Raw genomic sequence first — 17,293 nt, forward strand, 5'->3', positions numbered from 1 at the left:
GGAACCGCACATGTCGAGCAGTGGCCGTCACGTCACCATGCTCACCGAAGGCACCTACCCGCATGTCCACGGCGGCGTCAGCACCTGGTGCGACCAGCTCGTCCGCGGCATGCCCGAGGTCGACTTCGAGATCCTCGCCCTCACCGGCAGCGGCCGCGAACCCGTCACCTGGGAGTTGCCGCCCAACGTCACCCGGCACACCGCCTACCCCCTCTGGGGCATCCCGCAGGGACCGACCGCGCCCGGCCTCCTGGCCGCCGCGCGGCGGCCCCTGCGGGGGCCGGCGCGCCGCCGCTTCCTCGACGCCTACGAGCGCCTGCTGCTGGCGCTCCTCGACCCCGAGGCGGGCTGCGACTTCGGCGCCGGCCTGTACGAACTCGCCGAACTCGCCCGGCAGGGACGGCTGACCCAGGCCCTGCGCTCCGAGGCGGCCCTGCGCTCCCTGATGTGGATCTGGACCATGCCGCACCTGCCGACCCTCGCGGCCCGGCCCACCGTCCACGACGCCCTCACCGCCACCGACCTGCTCGAACACGCCCTGCGGCCGCTCGCCGCCCGGATAGCCGGCGACGGCGTCGCCCACGCCGTCTCCAGCGGCCTCGCCACCCTCCCGGCGCTCGCCGCACAGCACTTCGAAGGAGTGCCCTTCCTGCTCACCGAACACGGCATCTACCTCCGCGAGCGCTACCTCGGTTACCGCACCGAGGCGCAACGCTGGCCCGTGAAGGCCCTCATGCTCGGCTTCTACCGGGAGCTGAACACCCTCGGCTACCGCAAGGCCGACCTCATCACCCCCTGCAACCAGTACAACCGGCGCTGGGAGGAGCGCGGCGGCGCCCCCGCCGACCGCATCCGCACCGTCTACAACGGCGTCGACCCGGCCCTCTTCCCCGAGGCCGGACCCGAACCCGAGACCCCCACGCTCAGCTGGTGCGGCCGCGTCGACCCCATCAAGGACCTGGAGACCCTGATCAGGGCGTACGCCATCTGCCGGGCCGAACTCCCGGCGCTGCGGCTGCGGTTGTTCGGTCCGGTGCCCGCCGGGAACGAGGACTACCTCACCCGGTTGGAGAAGCTCGCCGCGGAACTCGGCGTCACCGACGGCGTCACCTTCGAGGGACGGATCTCCGACGTGCCCAGCGCCTACGCGGCCGGCAGCGTGGTGATGCTCTCCTCCATCAGCGAGGGCTTCCCCTTCTCCCTCATCGAGGCCATGTCCTGCGGGCGCGCCACCGTCTCCACCGACGTCGGCGGGGTGCGGGAGGCCGTCGGCGACGCCGGGATCGTCGTGCCGCCCCGCGAACCCGCCGTGATGGCGGCCGCCGTCACCGCCCTCCTCCGCGACGGCGCCCGCCGCGCCGAACTCGGCCGGCGGGCCCGGCAGCGGGTCGTCGACCGGTTCACCCTGCACCGCTCGGTGGACGGCTTCCGCCAGATCTACCGCGAACTGGCCGGTGACCGGGTGCGCCCGGCGGCCCGTTCCCGGATCCGTACGAAGCCCTGGCCCGCCCGGCTCCCGGCCCCGCGCCGGATCACCACCCCGGCCCTCGTGGCGGGAGGCACCTCCGTATGAGCGGCTCCCTGTGGCTGAAGCCCCCGCGCACCGAGTCACCGCTGCCGGCGATCCCGCGCCCGAGACGCGCGCACACCCCGGTCGGCCCACGACCGACCCACCCCGGGCCGCAGCCCGCGCCCCCCGGCCGGAGCCCGGCCACCCCGGCGGCATCGACCGCGGCGCCCGCCTCCGGTCGGCCGAAGGCCCCCGGGCCGTCGGCCGGCCACGGCGACCGGACGGCCCCCGCCGGAGGCCCGACCCCGTCGGTCGACCACCCGCCGGCCTCCGCGGGAACCGCGACCTCGGCCGGGCATCCGCCCAGGTCCGCCGGAGGCGCGCCGCACCCGGTCGGGGATCCGCCGCACCCGGCCGGGGCCCCGAGCCCGCCCGGCGTCCTCGCCGACGATCCGCTCGACGAGCTCGCCGCGCGGCTCGGGGGCTCGTCGCGGTCGCCGTGCACCCCGACGAGATCGCCGCCGTCCTGGAGTCCGACGGCATGACGGACGACCACATCCGCCTCACCTACGGCCGTGCCGACTCCTTCGCGCTCGCCGAGGACCTCTACGCGCGCGTGGAGCGGCGCCACCCCGCCCCGGAGGCGCCGCCCGGCGGCGCCTGGCACACCGGGCTCGCCGGCTGCCTCCTGCGCGGGCTCGTCTTCGCCCTCCCCGGGCTGGCGTACGTCCTCGCCGCACCCCTGCTCGCCGGGGAGGCCGGCCGGTCCGGGCTTCCGGGCGGAACGGTTCCGCTGCTCGCCGGCGCCGTCACCGGCTGGGTCTGGAATCAGGCACTCGCCCATCGCGCGTACACCTGGCTCGGCCTGGGCGACCGGCCCGCGGCCGCCCGCACCCTGCTCCTCGGGGCCCCGGCCGGCGCCCTCGCCGGCGCGGCCGTCGCGTTCGCGGCGGCCGCGCCCGGCGAGACCCCGGCGGCCCTGTTCGCCGCCGGGCAGGCGCTCTACCTGGCCGCCGCGACCGTGCTCCTCGTCCTCGGCCGCGAACGCGCCCTGCTCTGCGCCCTGGCGCCGCTCGCCGGAGCCGTCCCCGCCTTCCGCTGGGACCTGCCCGACCTCCTGCGCACCGGCCTCCTCCTCACCGCGCTCACCGCGAGCGTCGCCTTCGCGGGGCTCGTCCTCGCACCGGGCGCGCGGCGGCGCGCGGCGGGACGCGGCGGACCCCCGCGCGCGGCCTCCCTGCCGTACGGCCTCTTCGGTCTGGGCAGCGGACTGCTGGTGCTCCAGGCGGGTGCCGGCGACACACCGGTGAGCGGCGCGGGCGCCGTCATCGCGCTGACCCTCTCCATGGGGCCCGCCGAGTGGCTGCTGCACCGCTTCCGGGGCGAGAGCCTGACCCGGCTGCGGACCCAGTCCACCGCGCGCGAGTTCCGCCGCGCGGTCACCGGCACCCTCGTCCTCTGCCTGGGCGGGTACCTCGCCGTCCTCGTCGCGCTCACCCTCGCCGTGACCCTGGCCTGGCCCGGGGCGCCCTGGCCGACGGGCCCGCGGCTCGTCGCGCTGCTCCTGGTCGGGACCGTGCTCTGGCTGGGGCTGCTGCTCCAGGCCTTCGGCGCGGTCCTCAGCGCGGCCGCCGTCTGCCTGCTCGCGGCCGCGACACAGACCCTGGAACCCGCGGCGGGCCCGGTGGCCGCCGGGGGAGCGGCGGCCGTGCTCGCCGTCCTCACCTGCGTCCTGCTGGTCCGGCCGACCGCCCACCGGGTCTGACCGCCCACCGCCTGCGAGGGACCCCGTGAACCACCTGCTCCTGGTGCCGTTCTACGAGCACCCGGCCGACCGGCCCGAGGCCTGGTCGGCCCTCGTCGACGCGGCGCCGTCGCTGTACGGCGTCGTCGTCAACCCGGCCAGCGGCGCGGGCGAGGCCCCCGACCCGGCGTTCGCGGCGGCCGCCGACCGGCTGCGGGCGGCCGGGGTGCGGCTCCTGGGCTACGCGGACACCGACTACGGGCGGCGCCCGCACGCCGAGGTCGTCACCGACCTGCTCCGCCACCGCGACTGGTACGGCACCGACGGCGCCTTCCTCGACCAGGTCTCCACCGCGCCCGGAGCCCTGGCCCACTACCGCCGGCTCGCGGTCGCGGCCCGGTCCGCGGGGGCCGCGACCCTGGTGCTCAACCACGGCGCCCATCCGGACCCGGGCTACGAGGAGTTCGCCGACCTGCTCGTCACGTTCGAGGGACCCTGGGACGCGTACCGGACCCTGGACCTGCCGGTCGCGCCCCACTACTGCCACCTGGTGTACGCGGCTCCGCCCGGCGTCCGGCCGGTCACCCCGGTGCACTGCGCCGTTCCCGGTACGGGGGCCCACCCCTGGGGCACCCTCCCGGACCTCCCGGAGCCCGCCCGCTGAACCGGCGGCCCGCGGCTGGGGGGTCAGCCGAGGGCCAGGACCACCAGCGCCGTCGTCACGGCCGTCTCCTCCACCGCTCCGAACACATCGCCCGTCACCCCGCCGAACCGGCGCACGCACCGGCGCAGGAGGGCCGCCGCCGCGCCCAGGGCGGCGCCGGCCGCGAGGACGTTGCGGACCGCGTCGTACGGGGAGAACAGCAGACCCGTCGCCGCGAGCAGGACGAGGACGCCCGCCGTCGAGAACGTCGCGGACCGGACGGGGACGGTCGCGGCGACGATCGCGCCGAGGCCCTCGGGCCGGGCCGCCGGGACGCCCTGGCGGGAGGCGTGGGTGAGGGCGAGGCGGGCGACGGTGGCCGCCAGGGCGGTGCCGACCGCGCCGTGCGCCCAGCCCTCCCCGTACAGCTCGAAGAGGGCGGCGACCTGGCCGAGGAGGACGAGGAGGAGCGCGATGACGCCGAAGGGGCCGACGTCCGACTGCTTCATGATGCGCAGCGCGTCCTCGGCGGGCTTGGCGCTGCCGAGGCCGTCGGCGGTGTCGGCGAGGCCGTCGAGGTGGAGGCCGCGGGTGAGGACGGCGGGCACCGCGGTGGAGACCACGGCGGCGAGCAGCGGCCCCGAGCCGAGGGCGAGGAACGCGCCGCCCAGCCCGGCGGCGAAGAACCCGACGACCAGGCCCGCCAGCGGGGCGCAGAGCATGCCGGCGCGCGCCGCGTCCCGGTCCCAGCGGGTGATGCGGGCGGGGAACACCGTGAGGGTGCCGAAGGCGAAACGCAGGCCGTCCATCCGGGCAGGGTAATCGCCGCCTCCGGACGGTAGATTGCGCATACCGGGCATTCCGCGTATTCCGGAACGGGGTGGCATGGGTCACTGGTTCTCCCGCAACATCGTCGAGCCGGGCAAGCTCCCGATGCTCCTCGCGCTGACCTCGTTCATCGTGACGTTCCTGGTCACGCGGACCATCGTCCGCCTCATCCGGGCGGGGAAGGGGCCCTTCGGGAACGTCTCCTCCGGCGGCCTCCACATCCATCACGTCGTGCCCGGCGTGGTCCTCACCGTCATCGGCGGCTTCGGCGCGGTCGGCAGCGACCGGCACGGTTTCGGCGCCGCCCTCTTCGCCGTGGTCTTCGGCGTCGGCGCGGGGCTCGTCCTGGACGAGTTCGCGCTGATCCTCCATCTCGACGACGTGTACTGGTCCGACGAGGGCCGCAAGAGCGTCGAGGTGGTCGTGCTCACCGCCGCCCTGGTCGGACTCACCCTGAGCGGCTTCTCACCCCTGGGCGTCGACGACATGACCGCCGACGAACGCCAGGACCGGCTCACCTTCATCCTGACCCTCGCGCTGAACTTCCTCCTCATCCTGATCACCCTGGTGAAGGGGAAGTTCCGGATGGCGGTGATCGGCACCCTGATCCCGTTCGTGGCGATCGTCGGCGCCGTCCGGCTGGCCCGCCCCGGCTCCTGGTGGGCCCGCCGGTTCTACGGGCGCCGCCACCGGGCCCGGGCCCGCTCCAGGATCCGCACCTACCGCCACGACAAGCGCTGGACCAGGATCCGGCGCCGTGCTCAGGACTTGATCGGCGGCTTCCAGGAGCGGGTCCCCGGGCGGGGCGGCTCCACGCCCTCCTGACCCCGCCCGCGCCAGGCCTGGACCCCCATCAGGACGAGGACCCCGGCGATGGCCGCCAGATGCTCCCTGCCCGCCAGGTTCGGCTTCACGATCACCTCGACCACCATCGCCACGACCACGAGCGCGCCCGTCCACCGGGCCCCGTACCGCCAGCACACGTAGACGGCGAGGCCGACCACGGCCGCCGACGGCCCGGTGTCGACGACCTGCGCGTCGGTGGCGGGCAGCCCGAACGGGCCGTCCGGGCCGAGGGCGATGCCCAGGCGCGCGTACAGCGTCCCGCAGAGCGTGGCCAGATAGGCGACGGCGAGCGTCCGCCACCGCCCGAGGCAGATCTCGGAGATCCCGAAGACCAGCAGCACCTGGGCGAGCGCCCCCCACACGGGCAGGTCGAGCGCGGGGACGAACAGCGACAGCGGGGTCCGCAGCAGCGCCAGCCAGAACGGGTCCTCGGCCCGCACCGAGCCGATGTCCTGGACCGGCTGGTAGCCCCATTCCTGGTTCTGCACCACCTGGAAGAGGGCGGTGAGGCAGACGGCGGCGAGCGTCATCGGGGCCGCCCGCCACCTCTTCGTGACGAGCGCCGCGCGCACGGTGAAGAACAGCGGCCCCCACTCGCGGCGGGCGAACTCCCGGAGGGCGCGGCTCAACGGCCGCTCTCCAGGTGCCGGCGGTGCAACCACTTCGGCAGCCCCGGGGCCTCCAGGAACCCCTCGGCGCGACCGGCCGCGAGGCCGATGCGCAGCAGGTCCGCACTCTTCTCGAAGAGCATGAATCGGGGCTCCCAGATCGGTCGGTACTTGGCGTTGGCGCGGTACAGCGACTCGATCTGCCACCAGCGGGAGAAGAAGCTGAGCAGGGAACGCCACATGCGCAGCACGGGCCCCGCCCCGAGCTTCGAGCCACGTTCGAAGACGGACCGGAACATCGCGAAGTTCAGCGAGACCTGAGTGATCCCGATCTCCTTGGCCCGCTGGAGGAGTTCGATGACCATGAACTCCATCAGGCCGTTCTCGGAGTCGCGGTCCCGGCGCATCAGGTCGAGCGACAGCCCCTTCGGACCCCACGGCACGAACGACAGCACGGCCCGCAGCTCGCCCTGCTCGTCGGTGCACTCCAGCATCACGCAGCGGCCGTCCCGCGGGTCGCCGAGCCGTCCCAGCGCCATCGAGAAGCCGCGCTCGGTGGCCCCGTCCCGCCAGTCGTCGGCCTTGCGCAGCAGCTCGGCCATCTCCTCCTCGGGGATGTCCTCGTGGCGCCGGATCCGGACCTCGTACCCGGCCCTCTTGACCCGGTTGAAGGCCTGCCGGACCGTCCGCATCGCGCGGCCGTCCAGGGTGAACTCGTCGGTCTCCACGATCGCCTCGTCGCCGAGCTCCAGGGCGTCCAGACCGTGCCGGGCGTAGATGACCCCGGCCTCCTCGCTCGCCCCCATCACCGCCGGGATCCAGCCGTGCTCGCGCGCCTCGGCCAGCCAGGGCTCGATCGCGCCCGGCCAGGCCTCGGGGTCGCCGATCGGGTCGCCGGAGGCGAGCGAGACCCCGCCGACCACCCGGTAGGTCACGGCGGCCTTCTCGCTCGGCGACCACACGACGCTCTTCTCGCGGCGCAGCGCGAAGTAGCCGAGCGAGTCGCGGTCGCCCTGCTTGTCCAGCAGGGCCCGCAGCCGCTCCTCGTCCTCCTCGGTCAGCGGGTCGGTGGCCCGGCGGGAGCGGAAGGCGGCGAAGAGCACCGCGAACAGCAGCAGCGTGGACAGGACGTTGATGGTCACGTCCACCCAGCCGGGGGTGCTGATCCCGGCGAACCGCGAGTCGTCCGAGGCCAGGGTGATCAACCGCATCACGCCGTACCGCCAGCGCTCCAGGAAGGTGGAGGGGGCGCCGGAGGTGTTGGTGACGGTGACCAGGACGGCCGCCAGCAGCGAGGTGACGAGCAGACCGCCGACCGCGACCACCGCCGCCAGCCACGGGTTGGAGCGGTCCCCCTTCGCGTAGAACTCCTTGCGGCCGAGCAGCAGCGCGAGCACGAACGCGGCGGTCAGGACCAGCGAGATCCAGTTCTGGGCGTGCTGGCGGATCTCGGGGAAGAGCATCACCAGCGCGAAGAGCAGCAGGAACAGCCCGCTCAGCACCAGGTTGAGGATCCACGCCGCCCGCTTCCGCCGCCGCATGGTGATCGCCAGGAAGAGGGTGAAGACCCCCGAGGCGAAGCCGGCCGTGAGCAGGTACGGAGTGAAGTAGTTGTCCTCGTTGTGCCGGCGCAGGTCCTGCCCGAAGGAGACCCAGACGGCACTCAGGAAATTGATGAACGTGACGACGCGCAGGTACCAGACGGCGAACGCGGCGCTGCGCCGTGAACGGGCCGTGGTGCCCCGGGGCGCTGCTTCGGCGGACAAACGGACCTCTCCCATGAAAAGCGATCATATGGGGCGTCGTTTGTCGTGCGGCGACGCCGGAGGCGGCCGCGCGCGCGTCGTGCGCACCTGACGTGCGCCACGCGTGCGGCCGCCTCCGGAGCCGACGAATCCCTGCTCCCCCGCGTCAGACCCCGGAGCCGGTGTCCCCGTCGTCCGGAGTGGTCGGATCCGGACGCTCGGGCAGCTCCGCGGCGAACGCCGCCGCGGCCTTGACGAGGGGGAGTGCGAGCAGCGCCCCGGTTCCCTCACCCACATGGACGCCGTGGTCCAGCAGAGGGTTGAGCGCCATCCGGTCCAGGGCCTTCGCCTGCGCCGGCTCCCCGCTCACCTGACCCGCCAGCCACCAGTCCGGCGCCCGGAACGCCGCCCGCTGCGCCACCAGCGCGCACGCCGCGCCCACCACACCGTCCAGGATCACCGGCATCCGCCGCACCGACGCCTGGAGCAGGAAGCCGGTCATCGCCGCCAGGTCCGCCCCGCCGACCGCCGCGAGCAGTTCCAGCTGGTCGCCCAGGACCGGCCGCGCCCGGCGCAGCGCGTCACGGATCGCCGCGCACTTGCGCATCCACGCCAGGTCGTCGATCCCGGCACCGCCGCGGCCGGTCACCACGGAGGCGTCGGTCCCGCACAGGGCGGCGATCAGGGTCGCGGCCGGCGTCGTCCCGCCCACGCTCAGATCACCCAGCACCACCAGATCGGTGCCCGAGTCCGCCTCCTCGTCGGCGATCGAGATTCCGAGCCGGACCGCCGCCTCGGTCTCCTCGACCGTCAGCGCGTCCTCGACGTCGATCCGGCCGCTGCCGCGCCGCACCCGGTGGCGCACCACCTCGGCCGGCAGCAGCTCCGGGTCGCAGTCCAGTCCCGCGTCCACGACCCGCACCGGCACGCCGGTCGACCGGGCCAGCACCGCGACCGGGCTCTCCCCGTCCAGCACCGCCCGCACCAGCGCGTGGGCGGTGCCCGCCGGGCGTCCCGACACGTCGAGCGAGGCCACCCCGTGGTCGCCCGCGAAGAGCACCGCCTTCGGCTGCTCGATCGCCCGCACCTTCACCGAGGCCTGCGCGGCCGACAGCCACTCCCCGAGCTCGTCGAGCCGGCCGAGCGACCCCGGCGGCACCGCCAGCCGCTCGCGGCGCTCCTCGGCGTCGCGCCGGATCCCCCCGTCGGGGCGCTCGATCAGATCGGAGAAGTCGTCCAGGTTCACGGGTATCCGCCTTGTGACAATCAGCGAGGGCCATCGGTGCTGGCACCCTACCCGCGCAGCACGAGCGCCTGACCGGCGACCACGAGGAGGACCTCCTCGCACTCGTCCGCGAAGGCCGCGTTCAGCCGGCCCAGCTCGTCACGGAAGCGCCGGCCCGCCGCCGTCGCCGGCACCACGCCCGAACCGACCTCGTTCGTCACGGCGACGACCGTACGACGGGTCGCCCGCACCGCCGCCACCAGCTCGGCGGTCCGCTCGCGCAGCGCCGCCTGCCCGCCGTCCGCCCACCTCTCGTCGTCCCAGGCGCCCACCCGGTCCATGGCGTCCGTCAGCCACAGCGACAGGCAGTCGACGAGGAGCGCGGGCCCGTCCCCGTCGAGCAGCGGTACGAGTTCGCAGGTCTCGGCGGTACGCCACGAACCCGGCCGCCGCTCCCGGTGCAGGCCCACCCGCTCCGCCCACTCCGGGTCGCCGTCCCGGCTCCCGCCGGTCGCCACGTACAGCACGTCGGGGAAGGTCTCCAGGCGCCGCTCGGCCTCCACCGACTTCCCCGACCGTGCCCCGCCGGTCACCAGCGTCCGCCGGGGCACGTCCGGCACCTCGTGGTACTCGCCCACGTACAGCGTCGTCCCGTCCGGCACCGCCCGCGCGCCCGCCGCGGCCAGCCGCCGGTCCAGCTCGGCACCGGTCGGCGCGTCGTGGTCCAGGTGCACGGCCACGACGTCGGTCGCGGGGCCCACGGCCCCGGTCGCCCGCAGCCGGGCCAGCGCGTCCGGCCGCCCCGTCACGTCCGCCACCACCATGTCGTACGGCCGCCGGTGGTCGTCCGGCAGCCCGGCGGGCGACCCGCCCGGCGGCAGGTACAGCAGCGTCTCGCCCTCGGCCGAGGTCACCTCGTACCCGGTCCCGGGGGAGTCCATCGGCACCGCCCGCACCCGGTGACCGGAGATCAGCGTCAACTCCCGTCCGTCCGGCACCCGCCCGGCGGTGGGCAGCCCCGCGGGCACCTCCACCGCCGGCCCGTCGTGCGGATGGGTCAGCAGCACCTGCCGCACCCCCACCAGCGAATGCCCGGACCGCGCGGCGGCCAGCGCGGCGCCCGGGGTGAGATCGAGCAGCAGGGCCCCGTCCACGAGCAGCGCCGTCGCGGCGCGCACCCGCGGCCCGCGGGAGAGCGCGCACACGGCGCAGGAGCAGTCGGGACGGGGCAGGCCGAGCGGGGCACCGGTGCCGAGCAGAGTCAGTTCCACCCTCAGATCCTCCCGCGCCACCGCGAGCGGTGCGCGCCCGGCTACGCTGCGGGCAGGAAACCGATCATCCGGTGAGCACCAGGAGGCGGACATGGCATGGACGTGGCGGTTCGAGAAGTCCGACGGCACGGAGGTCGAGCCGGTGGTGACGCCCGAGGAGTTCACCACCCAGGGCGACGCGGAGAGCTGGATCGGCGAGAACTGGCGTGACCTGCTGGGCGGCGGGGCGGACCAGGTGACGCTCTCGGAGGACGGGACGAAGATCTACGGCCCGATGCCCCTGAACGCGGAGGCCTGACCCCCGGCCCCGCCCGACCACCCACCGCCCCCGGCCCGGCCGGGGGCGGAACCCACCCGGCGGTCCGGGCCCGGCGTCGCGGGTCACCGTCCAGCCGGGGCGAAGCCCGCCCGGCAGCGGCCCCCGTCCCCCTACATCTCGCCCAGCGTCACCGTCGCCGTCCGCGTCTCCTCCCCCCGCTCGTACGTCACCACCACCTCGTCGCCCGGCCGGCGCGAGGCCAGCGCCTCGGCGAGTGACGTGATCGTCGTGATCTCCGTGTCGCCGAGCCGCGTGATCACGTCCCCCGGCCGCAGCCCCGCCTTCCCCGCCGCCCCGTTCGCCGGCGCCTCGACCACCGCCACGCCCGTCGGCTCGTAGGCGTCGTCCAGCACCGTGCGGCCCGTGATGTCCAGCGCCGCCCGGCCCGAGTCGGTGACCTTGCCGTCCTTGACGATCTGGTCGGCGATCGTCCGCACGGTCGAGGCGGGGATCGCGAACCCGATGCCCGCGGCCGAACCGCCGCCGATCTCCGGGTCGACCGCCGCCAGCGTCGGGATGCCCACGACCTCGCTGTCCAGGTTCACCAGCGCGCCCCCGCTGTTCCCGGGGTTGATCGCCGCCGACGTCTGGACCATGTTCGCGATGGTCGCGCCCGTCCCCCCGCCGTTCTGGCCCTCGCTGACCGTGCGCCCGGTCGCGGAGACGATGCCCTGGGTGACGCTGCCGGACAGGCCCAGCGGGGAGCCCATCGCCAGCACGATCTGGCCCATGTCGACGGCCGAGGAGTCGCCGAACCGGGCCGGCTTCAGTCCCTGCGGCAGCGAGTCCAGCTTGATCACCGCGAGGTCCTGCTCGGGGTACGAGGAGACGAGCCGGGCGGTCACCGGCCGGCCGCCCGTCGCGGCGCTGACCCGGAAGGTCTTCTCCTGGCCGACCACGTGCGCGTTGGTGACGATGTGGCCCTTGTCGTCGTAGACGACCCCGGAGCCGAGGCTCTCGCTCGCGTCGATCTGCACGACCGACGGCAGGACGTTCTTGATGACGGCCCGGTAGTCGTCCTCCAGGTCGTTCGCGGCGAGCGGCGCCGCCGCCTGCGTGGAGCGTTCCGGCGCGGGCGCGCCTCCGCCGGCCGAGCAGCCCCCGAGGAGCCCGACGGCGCAGACCACGGCAGCCAGCGACGGAAGGGGGGAGCGGGAGGCACGAGGGAGAAGGGGGAGACCGGAGCGGAGGGGGAGCGGAGACCGCGGGTGACGGAGAGCGCGGGCACGGGAGACGTCCATGTCCGGAGTATCCGTGCCGCCCCGGGACCGGGCCCGGTGAGCGCATCCGATCAGCGGAGCACCGTCGCCCGTCGGCGTTCGGGCCTGCGGCGCGGGTCCGCGCGGGCGCGCCCGCCGCGGACGGGCGGCCCGGGAGTCAGCCCCGTACCCCGCAGAGGTGCAGCAGCGCCGCCACCCGGCGGTACGGCTCGGTCCGCCCCGCCCGGTCCTCGGCGGAGAGCAGCCGGTCGAGCTCCTCGGCGGGCGGCAGCCCCGCGTCGGCGGGGACGGCGTCGGTGAAGACCCGCACCCCGTACCAGGCGTGCAGCGGCGCCGCGATCCCGGCGAGCGTGGAGGTCAGCGCGTCGAGGCGGTCGGCCCGCACCTTCACGCCGTCGTCGTCGGTGTAGACGTCGGAGTCGAAGCCGGCGAGCGCACCGGACCAGTCACCGGCGAGTCCCGGGCGCATCGCGAGGGCCTCGGCGTTCCGCACGACCAGCGAGAGCAGCCCCCCGGGGGCGAGCATCCGGGCGAGCCCCGCGAGCAGCGCGTCGGGCTCGTCCGCGTACATGAGGACGCCGTGGCAGAGGACGACGTCGAAACTGCCGGGGAGGAAGTGCACCCCGGTCTCGCGCCCGTCGCCCTCGATCAGCCGGACCCGTTCGCGGATGCCGGCGGGTTCGGTCGCCAGCGACTCGCGGGCGGCCTTCAGAAGGTCGGGATCGGCCTCGAGGCCGGTCACCGTGTGCCCGGCGCGGGCGAGCCGGAGGGCCTGGGTGCCCTGGCCCATGCCGGCGTCGAGGATCCGGAGCCGCTGCCCCACGGGGTAGCGGCCGGCTATCTGCTCGTCGAGCTGGCGGGCGACTATCTCCTGCCGGATGGTGTCGCGCAGCCCGCCGGAACCGGCGGGCCAGTGCACGACGACGGGAAGGACGGGCCCCCCCGACTCCGACGTCGCGGCACCGAAGGCCCGCTCGACGGTCTCCGAACGATCGGCGCTCAGGGCCGCTCTCCGCGCTTGACCTGCGGCTTCGGCAGTCGCAGTCGGCGCATCTGGAGCGTACGCATCAGACCGTAGGCGACGGCGCCGCGCTTCGGCTCGTTCGGGAAGCGCTCGTTGAGCTGCTTCCTGAGCCGGATCCAGATGCCGACGGAGTCGATGACGATCAGGATGATCACACCGAGCCAGAGCAGCAGCGAGATGTTCTGCAGCGACCGGTTGGCGTTGCCGAACAGCGACAGCACGAGGATCACCACGGCCATCGGCAGGAAGAACTCGGCGATCGCGAACCGCGAGTCGACGAAGTCGCGCACGAAGCGGCGGACCGGACCCTTGTCCCGGGCCGGCAGGTAACGCTCGTCGCCACTGGCCAGTGCCTCGCGCTGGCGCGCCAGGTCCGAGCGGCGTGCCTCGCGCTGGCGCTTGGCGGCCTCCTTGCGGTCGGTCGGCACCGTCGCGGCGCGACGGCGCTGGGTCTGCGCCTCACTCCGCTTCGGGGTCGGGCGGCCCTTGGGGGCCTCGGGGTCGCGGGGCTGCTTGGAGAGGTCCGCCGTCACCTTGTCGGTGGGGGCCTTCTCGTCCTTCGAACGGCTACGGAACACAAAACCCAAGGGTACGGGGTGGCGGGCATGAACCCCATGCCGGGCGGGAACGATCCGCTAACAGAGTGCGTCTACGGCGGTACGTACGCGGGACGGGCGCGGGTTTCCCCTAGATCCATCTACTCCCTGCGCGGGAGGGGAAGCCGGCCGTAGTCGTCCTTGGGGAGGAGCGCATCCGGCTCCGAACAGTGCGGTAATGGAGACAGGGCCCGTACTGTGGATCCTGTCGAAAGCTGGAGCCGAAGTCCGTCAGAAGGGGGCGCGCGAAGCCCATGAGCGGTGTCATGAAGCGTATGGGGATGATCTTCCGCGCGAAGGCGAACAAGGCCCTTGACCGGGCCGAGGATCCGCGCGAGACGCTCGACTACTCCTACCAGAAGCAACTGGAGCTGCTGCAGAAGGTGCGGCGGGGCGTCGCCGACGTCGCCACCTCCCGCAAGCGGCTCGAACTCCAGCTGAACCAGCTGCAGGGTCAGTCCTCGAAGCTGGAGGACCAGGGCCGCAAGGCGCTGGCGCTCGGCCGCGAGGACCTGGCGCGCGAGGCGCTGTCGCGGCGTGCCGCGCTGCAGCAGCAGGTCAGCGACCTGGAGGTGCAGCACCAGACGCTGCAGGGCGAGGAGGAGAAGCTCACTCTCGCCGCCCAGCGTCTCCAGGCCAAGGTGGACGCCTTCCGCACCAAGAAGGAGACCATCAAGGCGACCTACACGGCGGCCCAGGCGCAGACCCGGATCGCCGAGTCCTTCTCCGGCATCTCGGAGGAGATGAGCGACGTCGGCCTCGCGATCCAGCGGGCCGAGGACAAGACCGCCCAGCTCCAGGCGCGCGCGGGCGCGATCGACGAGCTGCTCGCCTCGGGCGCCCTGGACGACCAGTCCGGGCTCGCCAAGGACGACATCCAGGCGGAGCTCGACCGGCTCTCGGGCGGTACGGACGTCGAGCTGGAGCTCCAGCGGATGAAGGCGGAGCTGGCTGGCGGCCCGTCGGCGCAGAAGCAGGCGATCGAGGGCGGCGGCGCGGCCGCACCCCAGGACGCCCCGCAGCAGCACCAGTCCCACCCGCGCTTCGAGAAGTAGGCACCGGCCCGCGCGGGCGGCGGTCCGCGCGGGCGCCGGACGTAGGCGACAGCCCGCGAACAGACAGGACGCGTCATGATCGTACGGATCATGGGGGAGGGCCAGCGGGAGCTGGCCGACAGCCACTTCGTCGAGCTGAACAGGCTCGACGACGAGCTGCTCGGGGAGATGGAGTCGGGGGACGAGGACGGGTTCCGGCGCACCCTGAACGCCCTCCTCGGCGCGGTCCGGCGGCTCGGCGAGCCGCTCCCGGACGACGCGCTCGAACCCTCGGAGCTGATCCTGCCCGCTCCGGACGCGAGTCTGGACGAGGTGCGGGAGATGCTCTCCGACGACGGCCTCATCCCGGGCTGACGCCCCGGAAGCCGGGCTGACGCCGCGGAAACCTTGGCTGGGGCCCCAGGCCTGGCTGATGCCCCGCGGGACTCCGGCCGACGTTCCGGAGCCCGCTGACGGCCCGCAGACTCCGGCCGACGTTCCCGAACCCGGGCTGACGCCCCAGATCCCCGGCCGAAGGCCTCCGCGCTCCTTAGGGGAAGCCGTCGAACTCACGTCCGCCCCTCCCGGCCGACCCACCGACCTTCCCGCCACCATGGGAGACCGACGTACGGGCCCCGGGCGGCGGGACCTCGTGCCTTCCGCGCACCGCCGTTCCCCCGGCCCCGTACCGTTGGTGCCCGTGACCCCCACCGGACCCGCCACCGGCGGCCTCTTCGCCCGTCTCCGCGACGGGTTCCGCGCGCATCCGCTCGCCTTCGACGCCACACTCGCGTTCGGCGTGCTCGTCTCGATGATCGCCGGGTCCTTCACCGACCCCCACGGCAGCCCGACCGGGCCGACCTTCGGCGATCGGGTGCCCAGCGTCCTGAGCGTGCTGCTCATGGTGCTCGGGGCGGCGGCCCTGGTGCTGCGCCGGCGCCGGCCCTTCCACGTCCTCTGCTTCACGGTGGCGGTCAGCCTCCTGGAACTGGTCAACGACACCCGGCCCGCCACCGTCGCCATGAGCGCCGTCGTCGCGCTCTTCACGGTCGCCGCCCGCACCGACCGGCCCACCACCTGGCGGGTCGGCCTGGCCACCATGGCGGTGATGACGGCCGCGGCCATGGCCTTCGGCCCCACGCCCTGGTACGCCCAGGAGAACGTCGGCATCTTCGCCTGGACCGGCATGGCCGCAGCCGCCGGAGACGCCGTCCGCAGCCGCCGGGCCTTCGTCGACGCCATCAGGGAGCGCGCCGAACGCGCCGAACGCACCCGCGAGGAGGAGGCGGGCCGACGGGTCGCGGAGGAGCGGCTGCGGATCGCCCGCGACCTCCACGACGTCGTCGCCCACCACATCGCCCTGGTCAACGTCCAGGCCGGGGTCGCCGCGCACGTCATGGACAAGCGCCCGGACCAGGCCAAGGAGGCCCTCGCGCACGTCCGGGACGCCAGCCGCTCCGCGCTCGACGAACTGCGCGCCACGGTCGGCCTGCTGCGCCAGTCCGGCGACCCGGAGGCCCCCACCGAGCCCGCGCCCGGCCTCGCCGTCCTCGACGGGCTGCTCGACAGCTTCCGCAACGCCGGACTGCCGGTCGCCCTGGCCCGTACCGACGGGGAGCGGCCGCTGCCCGCGACCGTCGACCTGGCCGCGTACCGGATCGTGCAGGAGGCGCTGACCAACGTGCGCAAGCACGCGGGACCGGACGCCGAGGCCGAGGTCAGCGTCGTCCGGGTGGGCCGCACCGTCGAGATCACCGTCCTCGACAACGGCACCTCCACGCCCGACCCCGACCCGGCCCCCCGCGGCGGGCACGGGCTGCTCGGCATGCGCGAGCGGGTCGGCGCGCTCGGCGGCACCCTGACCGCGGCCCCCCGGTACGGCGGCGGCTTCCGCGTCCAGGCGATACTGCCGGTGACGTCCCGCACGGGGGAGGACACATGACGATCCGGGTACTGCTCGCCGACGACCAGGCCCTGCTCCGCAGCGCCTTCAAGGTCCTGGTGAACTCCGAGGCCGACATGGAGGTCGTCGGCGAGGCGGCCGACGGCGCCGAGGCCGTGGCCCTCGCCCGCTCGGAGCGGGCCGACGTGGTCCTGATGGACATCCGCATGCCCGGCACCGACGGCCTCGCCGCCACCCGCATGATCACCGCGGACCCGGAGCTCTCCGACGTGCGGATCGTCATGCTGACCACCTTCGAGGTCGACGAGTACGTCGTGCAGGCCCTCCGGGCCGGGGCCTCCGGGTTCCTCGGCAAGGGCGCCGAACCGGACGAACTGCTCGGCGCGATCCGGATCGCCCACGCGGGCGAGGCACTGCTCTCCCCGGCCGCCACCAAGGGGCTCATCGCGACGTTCCTCGCCCAGGGACCCGGCGCCGACGCCGTCGGCGAGGGCGGCCGGGCCCGCACCGAGCGGCTCGCCGCGCTCACCGCCCGGGAGCGCGAGGTCCTCGTCCTGGTCGGCGGAGGCCTCTCCAACGACGAGATCGCCGAGCGGCTCGACGTCAGCCCGCTCACCGTGAAGACCCACGTCAACCGGGCCATGGCCAAGCTGGGCGCCCGCGACCGCGCCCAGCTGGTCGTCACCGCCTACGAGTCGGGACTGGTACGTCCGAGGGTGGAGTGACCGGCGACTCCCGCGTACTCCAGACGCGGTATGCGCGGGATAAGGATGTGGA

At 74.5% G+C, this 17,293-nt stretch carries 17 protein-coding genes; 9 read left to right on the forward strand and 8 right to left on the reverse strand.

The features are described from left to right. Positions 1-10 precede the first annotated feature (10 nt). The 3 genes from pelF to ACY0MR_RS26210 all read left to right on the forward strand — a co-directional run bounded on the left by pelF (position 11) and on the right by ACY0MR_RS26210 (position 3,918). Positions 11-1,573 carry a GT4 family glycosyltransferase PelF gene (pelF, locus tag ACY0MR_RS26200; protein WP_473555718.1) on the forward strand — a complete coding sequence of 521 codons (1,563 nt, stop codon included), beginning with the start codon at positions 11-13 and terminating at the stop codon, positions 1,571-1,573. A 436-nt stretch (positions 1,574-2,009) separates the two neighbouring features. Beyond that, the gene (locus tag ACY0MR_RS26205; protein ID WP_473555720.1) at positions 2,010-3,275 is read left to right on the forward strand and encodes a hypothetical protein; all 1,266 of its coding nucleotides are present in this window, start codon (positions 2,010-2,012) and stop codon (positions 3,273-3,275) included. A 25-nt stretch (positions 3,276-3,300) separates the two neighbouring features. Continuing rightward, the gene (locus ACY0MR_RS26210) at positions 3,301-3,918 is read left to right on the forward strand and encodes a spherulation-specific family 4 protein (RefSeq protein ID WP_404080030.1); all 618 of its coding nucleotides are present in this window, start codon (positions 3,301-3,303) and stop codon (positions 3,916-3,918) included. Positions 3,919-3,941: 23 nt separating this feature from the next. Here ACY0MR_RS26210 and ACY0MR_RS26215 read toward each other — a convergent pair whose 3' ends face one another. Next, positions 3,942-4,706: an adenosylcobinamide-GDP ribazoletransferase gene (locus ACY0MR_RS26215; protein WP_388799627.1), complete on the reverse strand. Its 765-nt coding sequence runs from the start codon at positions 4,704-4,706 to the stop codon at positions 3,942-3,944. A gap of 76 nt (positions 4,707-4,782) precedes the next feature. Here ACY0MR_RS26215 and ACY0MR_RS26220 point away from each other — a divergent pair, with 76 nt between their 5' ends. Next, entirely contained in the window at positions 4,783-5,550 is a 768-nt protein-coding gene (locus tag ACY0MR_RS26220; RefSeq protein ID WP_388799630.1) for a hypothetical protein, read from the forward strand. Here ACY0MR_RS26220 and ACY0MR_RS26225 read toward each other — a convergent pair. The 4 genes from ACY0MR_RS26225 to ACY0MR_RS26240 form a co-directional block, all read right to left on the reverse strand. Beyond that, positions 5,487-6,200: a hypothetical protein gene (locus tag ACY0MR_RS26225; protein WP_388799633.1), complete on the reverse strand. Its 714-nt coding sequence runs from the start codon at positions 6,198-6,200 to the stop codon at positions 5,487-5,489. The two genes, ACY0MR_RS26220 and ACY0MR_RS26225, sit on opposite strands and share 64 nt — an antisense overlap. Further along, positions 6,197-7,960 carry a phosphatidylglycerol lysyltransferase domain-containing protein gene (locus tag ACY0MR_RS26230; protein ID WP_473555723.1) on the reverse strand — a complete coding sequence of 588 codons (1,764 nt, stop codon included), beginning with the start codon at positions 7,958-7,960 and terminating at the stop codon, positions 6,197-6,199. The genes ACY0MR_RS26225 and ACY0MR_RS26230 overlap by 4 nt, the downstream gene beginning before the upstream one ends. A 130-nt stretch (positions 7,961-8,090) precedes the next feature. Beyond that, a complete protein-coding gene (gene cobT, locus ACY0MR_RS26235) occupies positions 8,091-9,170 on the reverse strand; it encodes a nicotinate-nucleotide--dimethylbenzimidazole phosphoribosyltransferase (RefSeq protein ID WP_403316194.1) in 1,080 nt (359 codons plus the stop codon). A gap of 47 nt (positions 9,171-9,217) precedes the next feature. Next, positions 9,218-10,420 (reverse strand): bifunctional adenosylcobinamide kinase/adenosylcobinamide-phosphate guanylyltransferase, encoded by a 1,203-nt coding sequence (locus tag ACY0MR_RS26240; RefSeq protein WP_473555725.1) that lies wholly within the window; start codon positions 10,418-10,420, stop codon positions 9,218-9,220. Between the two features lie 91 nt (positions 10,421-10,511). Between ACY0MR_RS26240 and ACY0MR_RS26245 the strand changes: the two genes are divergently transcribed. Then, complete coding sequence (locus ACY0MR_RS26245) at positions 10,512-10,718, forward strand: hypothetical protein (RefSeq protein WP_361407450.1); 207 nt, start codon at positions 10,512-10,514, stop codon at positions 10,716-10,718. A gap of 131 nt (positions 10,719-10,849) precedes the next feature. On the opposite strand, the gene ACY0MR_RS26250 is transcribed toward ACY0MR_RS26245, so the two are convergent. From ACY0MR_RS26250 to ACY0MR_RS26260, 3 genes are all read right to left on the reverse strand, one after another. Then, positions 10,850-11,980: a S1C family serine protease gene (locus tag ACY0MR_RS26250; protein WP_473555728.1), complete on the reverse strand. Its 1,131-nt coding sequence runs from the start codon at positions 11,978-11,980 to the stop codon at positions 10,850-10,852. Between the two features lie 136 nt (positions 11,981-12,116). Beyond that, positions 12,117-12,878 (reverse strand): class I SAM-dependent methyltransferase, encoded by a 762-nt coding sequence (locus tag ACY0MR_RS26255; RefSeq protein WP_361853824.1) that lies wholly within the window; start codon positions 12,876-12,878, stop codon positions 12,117-12,119. A gap of 80 nt (positions 12,879-12,958) precedes the next feature. Then, positions 12,959-13,561: a DUF3043 domain-containing protein gene (locus ACY0MR_RS26260; RefSeq protein WP_361853821.1), complete on the reverse strand. Its 603-nt coding sequence runs from the start codon at positions 13,559-13,561 to the stop codon at positions 12,959-12,961. A gap of 272 nt (positions 13,562-13,833) precedes the next feature. On the opposite strand from ACY0MR_RS26260, the gene ACY0MR_RS26265 reads away from it, so the two are divergent. The 4 genes from ACY0MR_RS26265 (at position 13,834) to ACY0MR_RS26280 (ending at position 17,241) form a co-directional block, all read left to right on the forward strand. Then, positions 13,834-14,634, forward strand: coding sequence for a PspA/IM30 family protein (locus tag ACY0MR_RS26265; protein ID WP_361853818.1), 801 nt, complete (start codon positions 13,834-13,836; stop codon positions 14,632-14,634). 75 nt (positions 14,635-14,709) lie between these two features. Then, entirely contained in the window at positions 14,710-14,988 is a 279-nt protein-coding gene (gene pspAA / locus ACY0MR_RS26270; protein WP_388799647.1) for a PspA-associated protein PspAA, read from the forward strand. A gap of 325 nt (positions 14,989-15,313) precedes the next feature. After that, positions 15,314-16,555 carry a sensor histidine kinase gene (locus ACY0MR_RS26275; RefSeq protein WP_388799650.1) on the forward strand — a complete coding sequence of 414 codons (1,242 nt, stop codon included), beginning with the start codon at positions 15,314-15,316 and terminating at the stop codon, positions 16,553-16,555. Continuing rightward, positions 16,552-17,241 carry a response regulator gene (locus ACY0MR_RS26280; RefSeq protein ID WP_388799653.1) on the forward strand — a complete coding sequence of 230 codons (690 nt, stop codon included), beginning with the start codon at positions 16,552-16,554 and terminating at the stop codon, positions 17,239-17,241. Before ACY0MR_RS26275 ends, ACY0MR_RS26280 begins: the two co-directional genes overlap by 4 nt. Positions 17,242-17,293: the final 52 nt, after the last annotated feature.

The sequence above is a fragment of the Streptomyces sp. JN8 genome (genome assembly GCF_055808075.1).

Excerpts from the sequence above, each read along its gene's own strand:
- ACY0MR_RS26250 (WP_473555728.1), bottom strand. The coding sequence starts at position 11,980 with ATGGACGTCTCCCGTGCCCGCGCTCTCCGTCACCCGCGGTCTCCGCTC.
- ACY0MR_RS26265 (WP_361853818.1), top strand. The coding sequence starts at position 13,834 with ATGAGCGGTGTCATGAAGCGTATGGGGATGATCTTCCGCGCGAAGGCG.
- ACY0MR_RS26245 (WP_361407450.1), top strand. The coding sequence starts at position 10,512 with ATGGCATGGACGTGGCGGTTCGAGAAGTCCGACGGCACGGAGGTCGAG.
- ACY0MR_RS26280 (WP_388799653.1), top strand. The coding sequence starts at position 16,552 with ATGACGATCCGGGTACTGCTCGCCGACGACCAGGCCCTGCTCCGCAGC.
- ACY0MR_RS26220 (WP_388799630.1), top strand. The coding sequence starts at position 4,783 with ATGGGTCACTGGTTCTCCCGCAACATCGTCGAGCCGGGCAAGCTCCCG.
- ACY0MR_RS26230 (WP_473555723.1), bottom strand. The coding sequence starts at position 7,960 with ATGGGAGAGGTCCGTTTGTCCGCCGAAGCAGCGCCCCGGGGCACCACG.
- pelF (WP_473555718.1), top strand. The coding sequence starts at position 11 with ATGTCGAGCAGTGGCCGTCACGTCACCATGCTCACCGAAGGCACCTAC.
- ACY0MR_RS26215 (WP_388799627.1), bottom strand. The coding sequence starts at position 4,706 with ATGGACGGCCTGCGTTTCGCCTTCGGCACCCTCACGGTGTTCCCCGCC.
- pspAA (WP_388799647.1), top strand. The coding sequence starts at position 14,710 with ATGATCGTACGGATCATGGGGGAGGGCCAGCGGGAGCTGGCCGACAGC.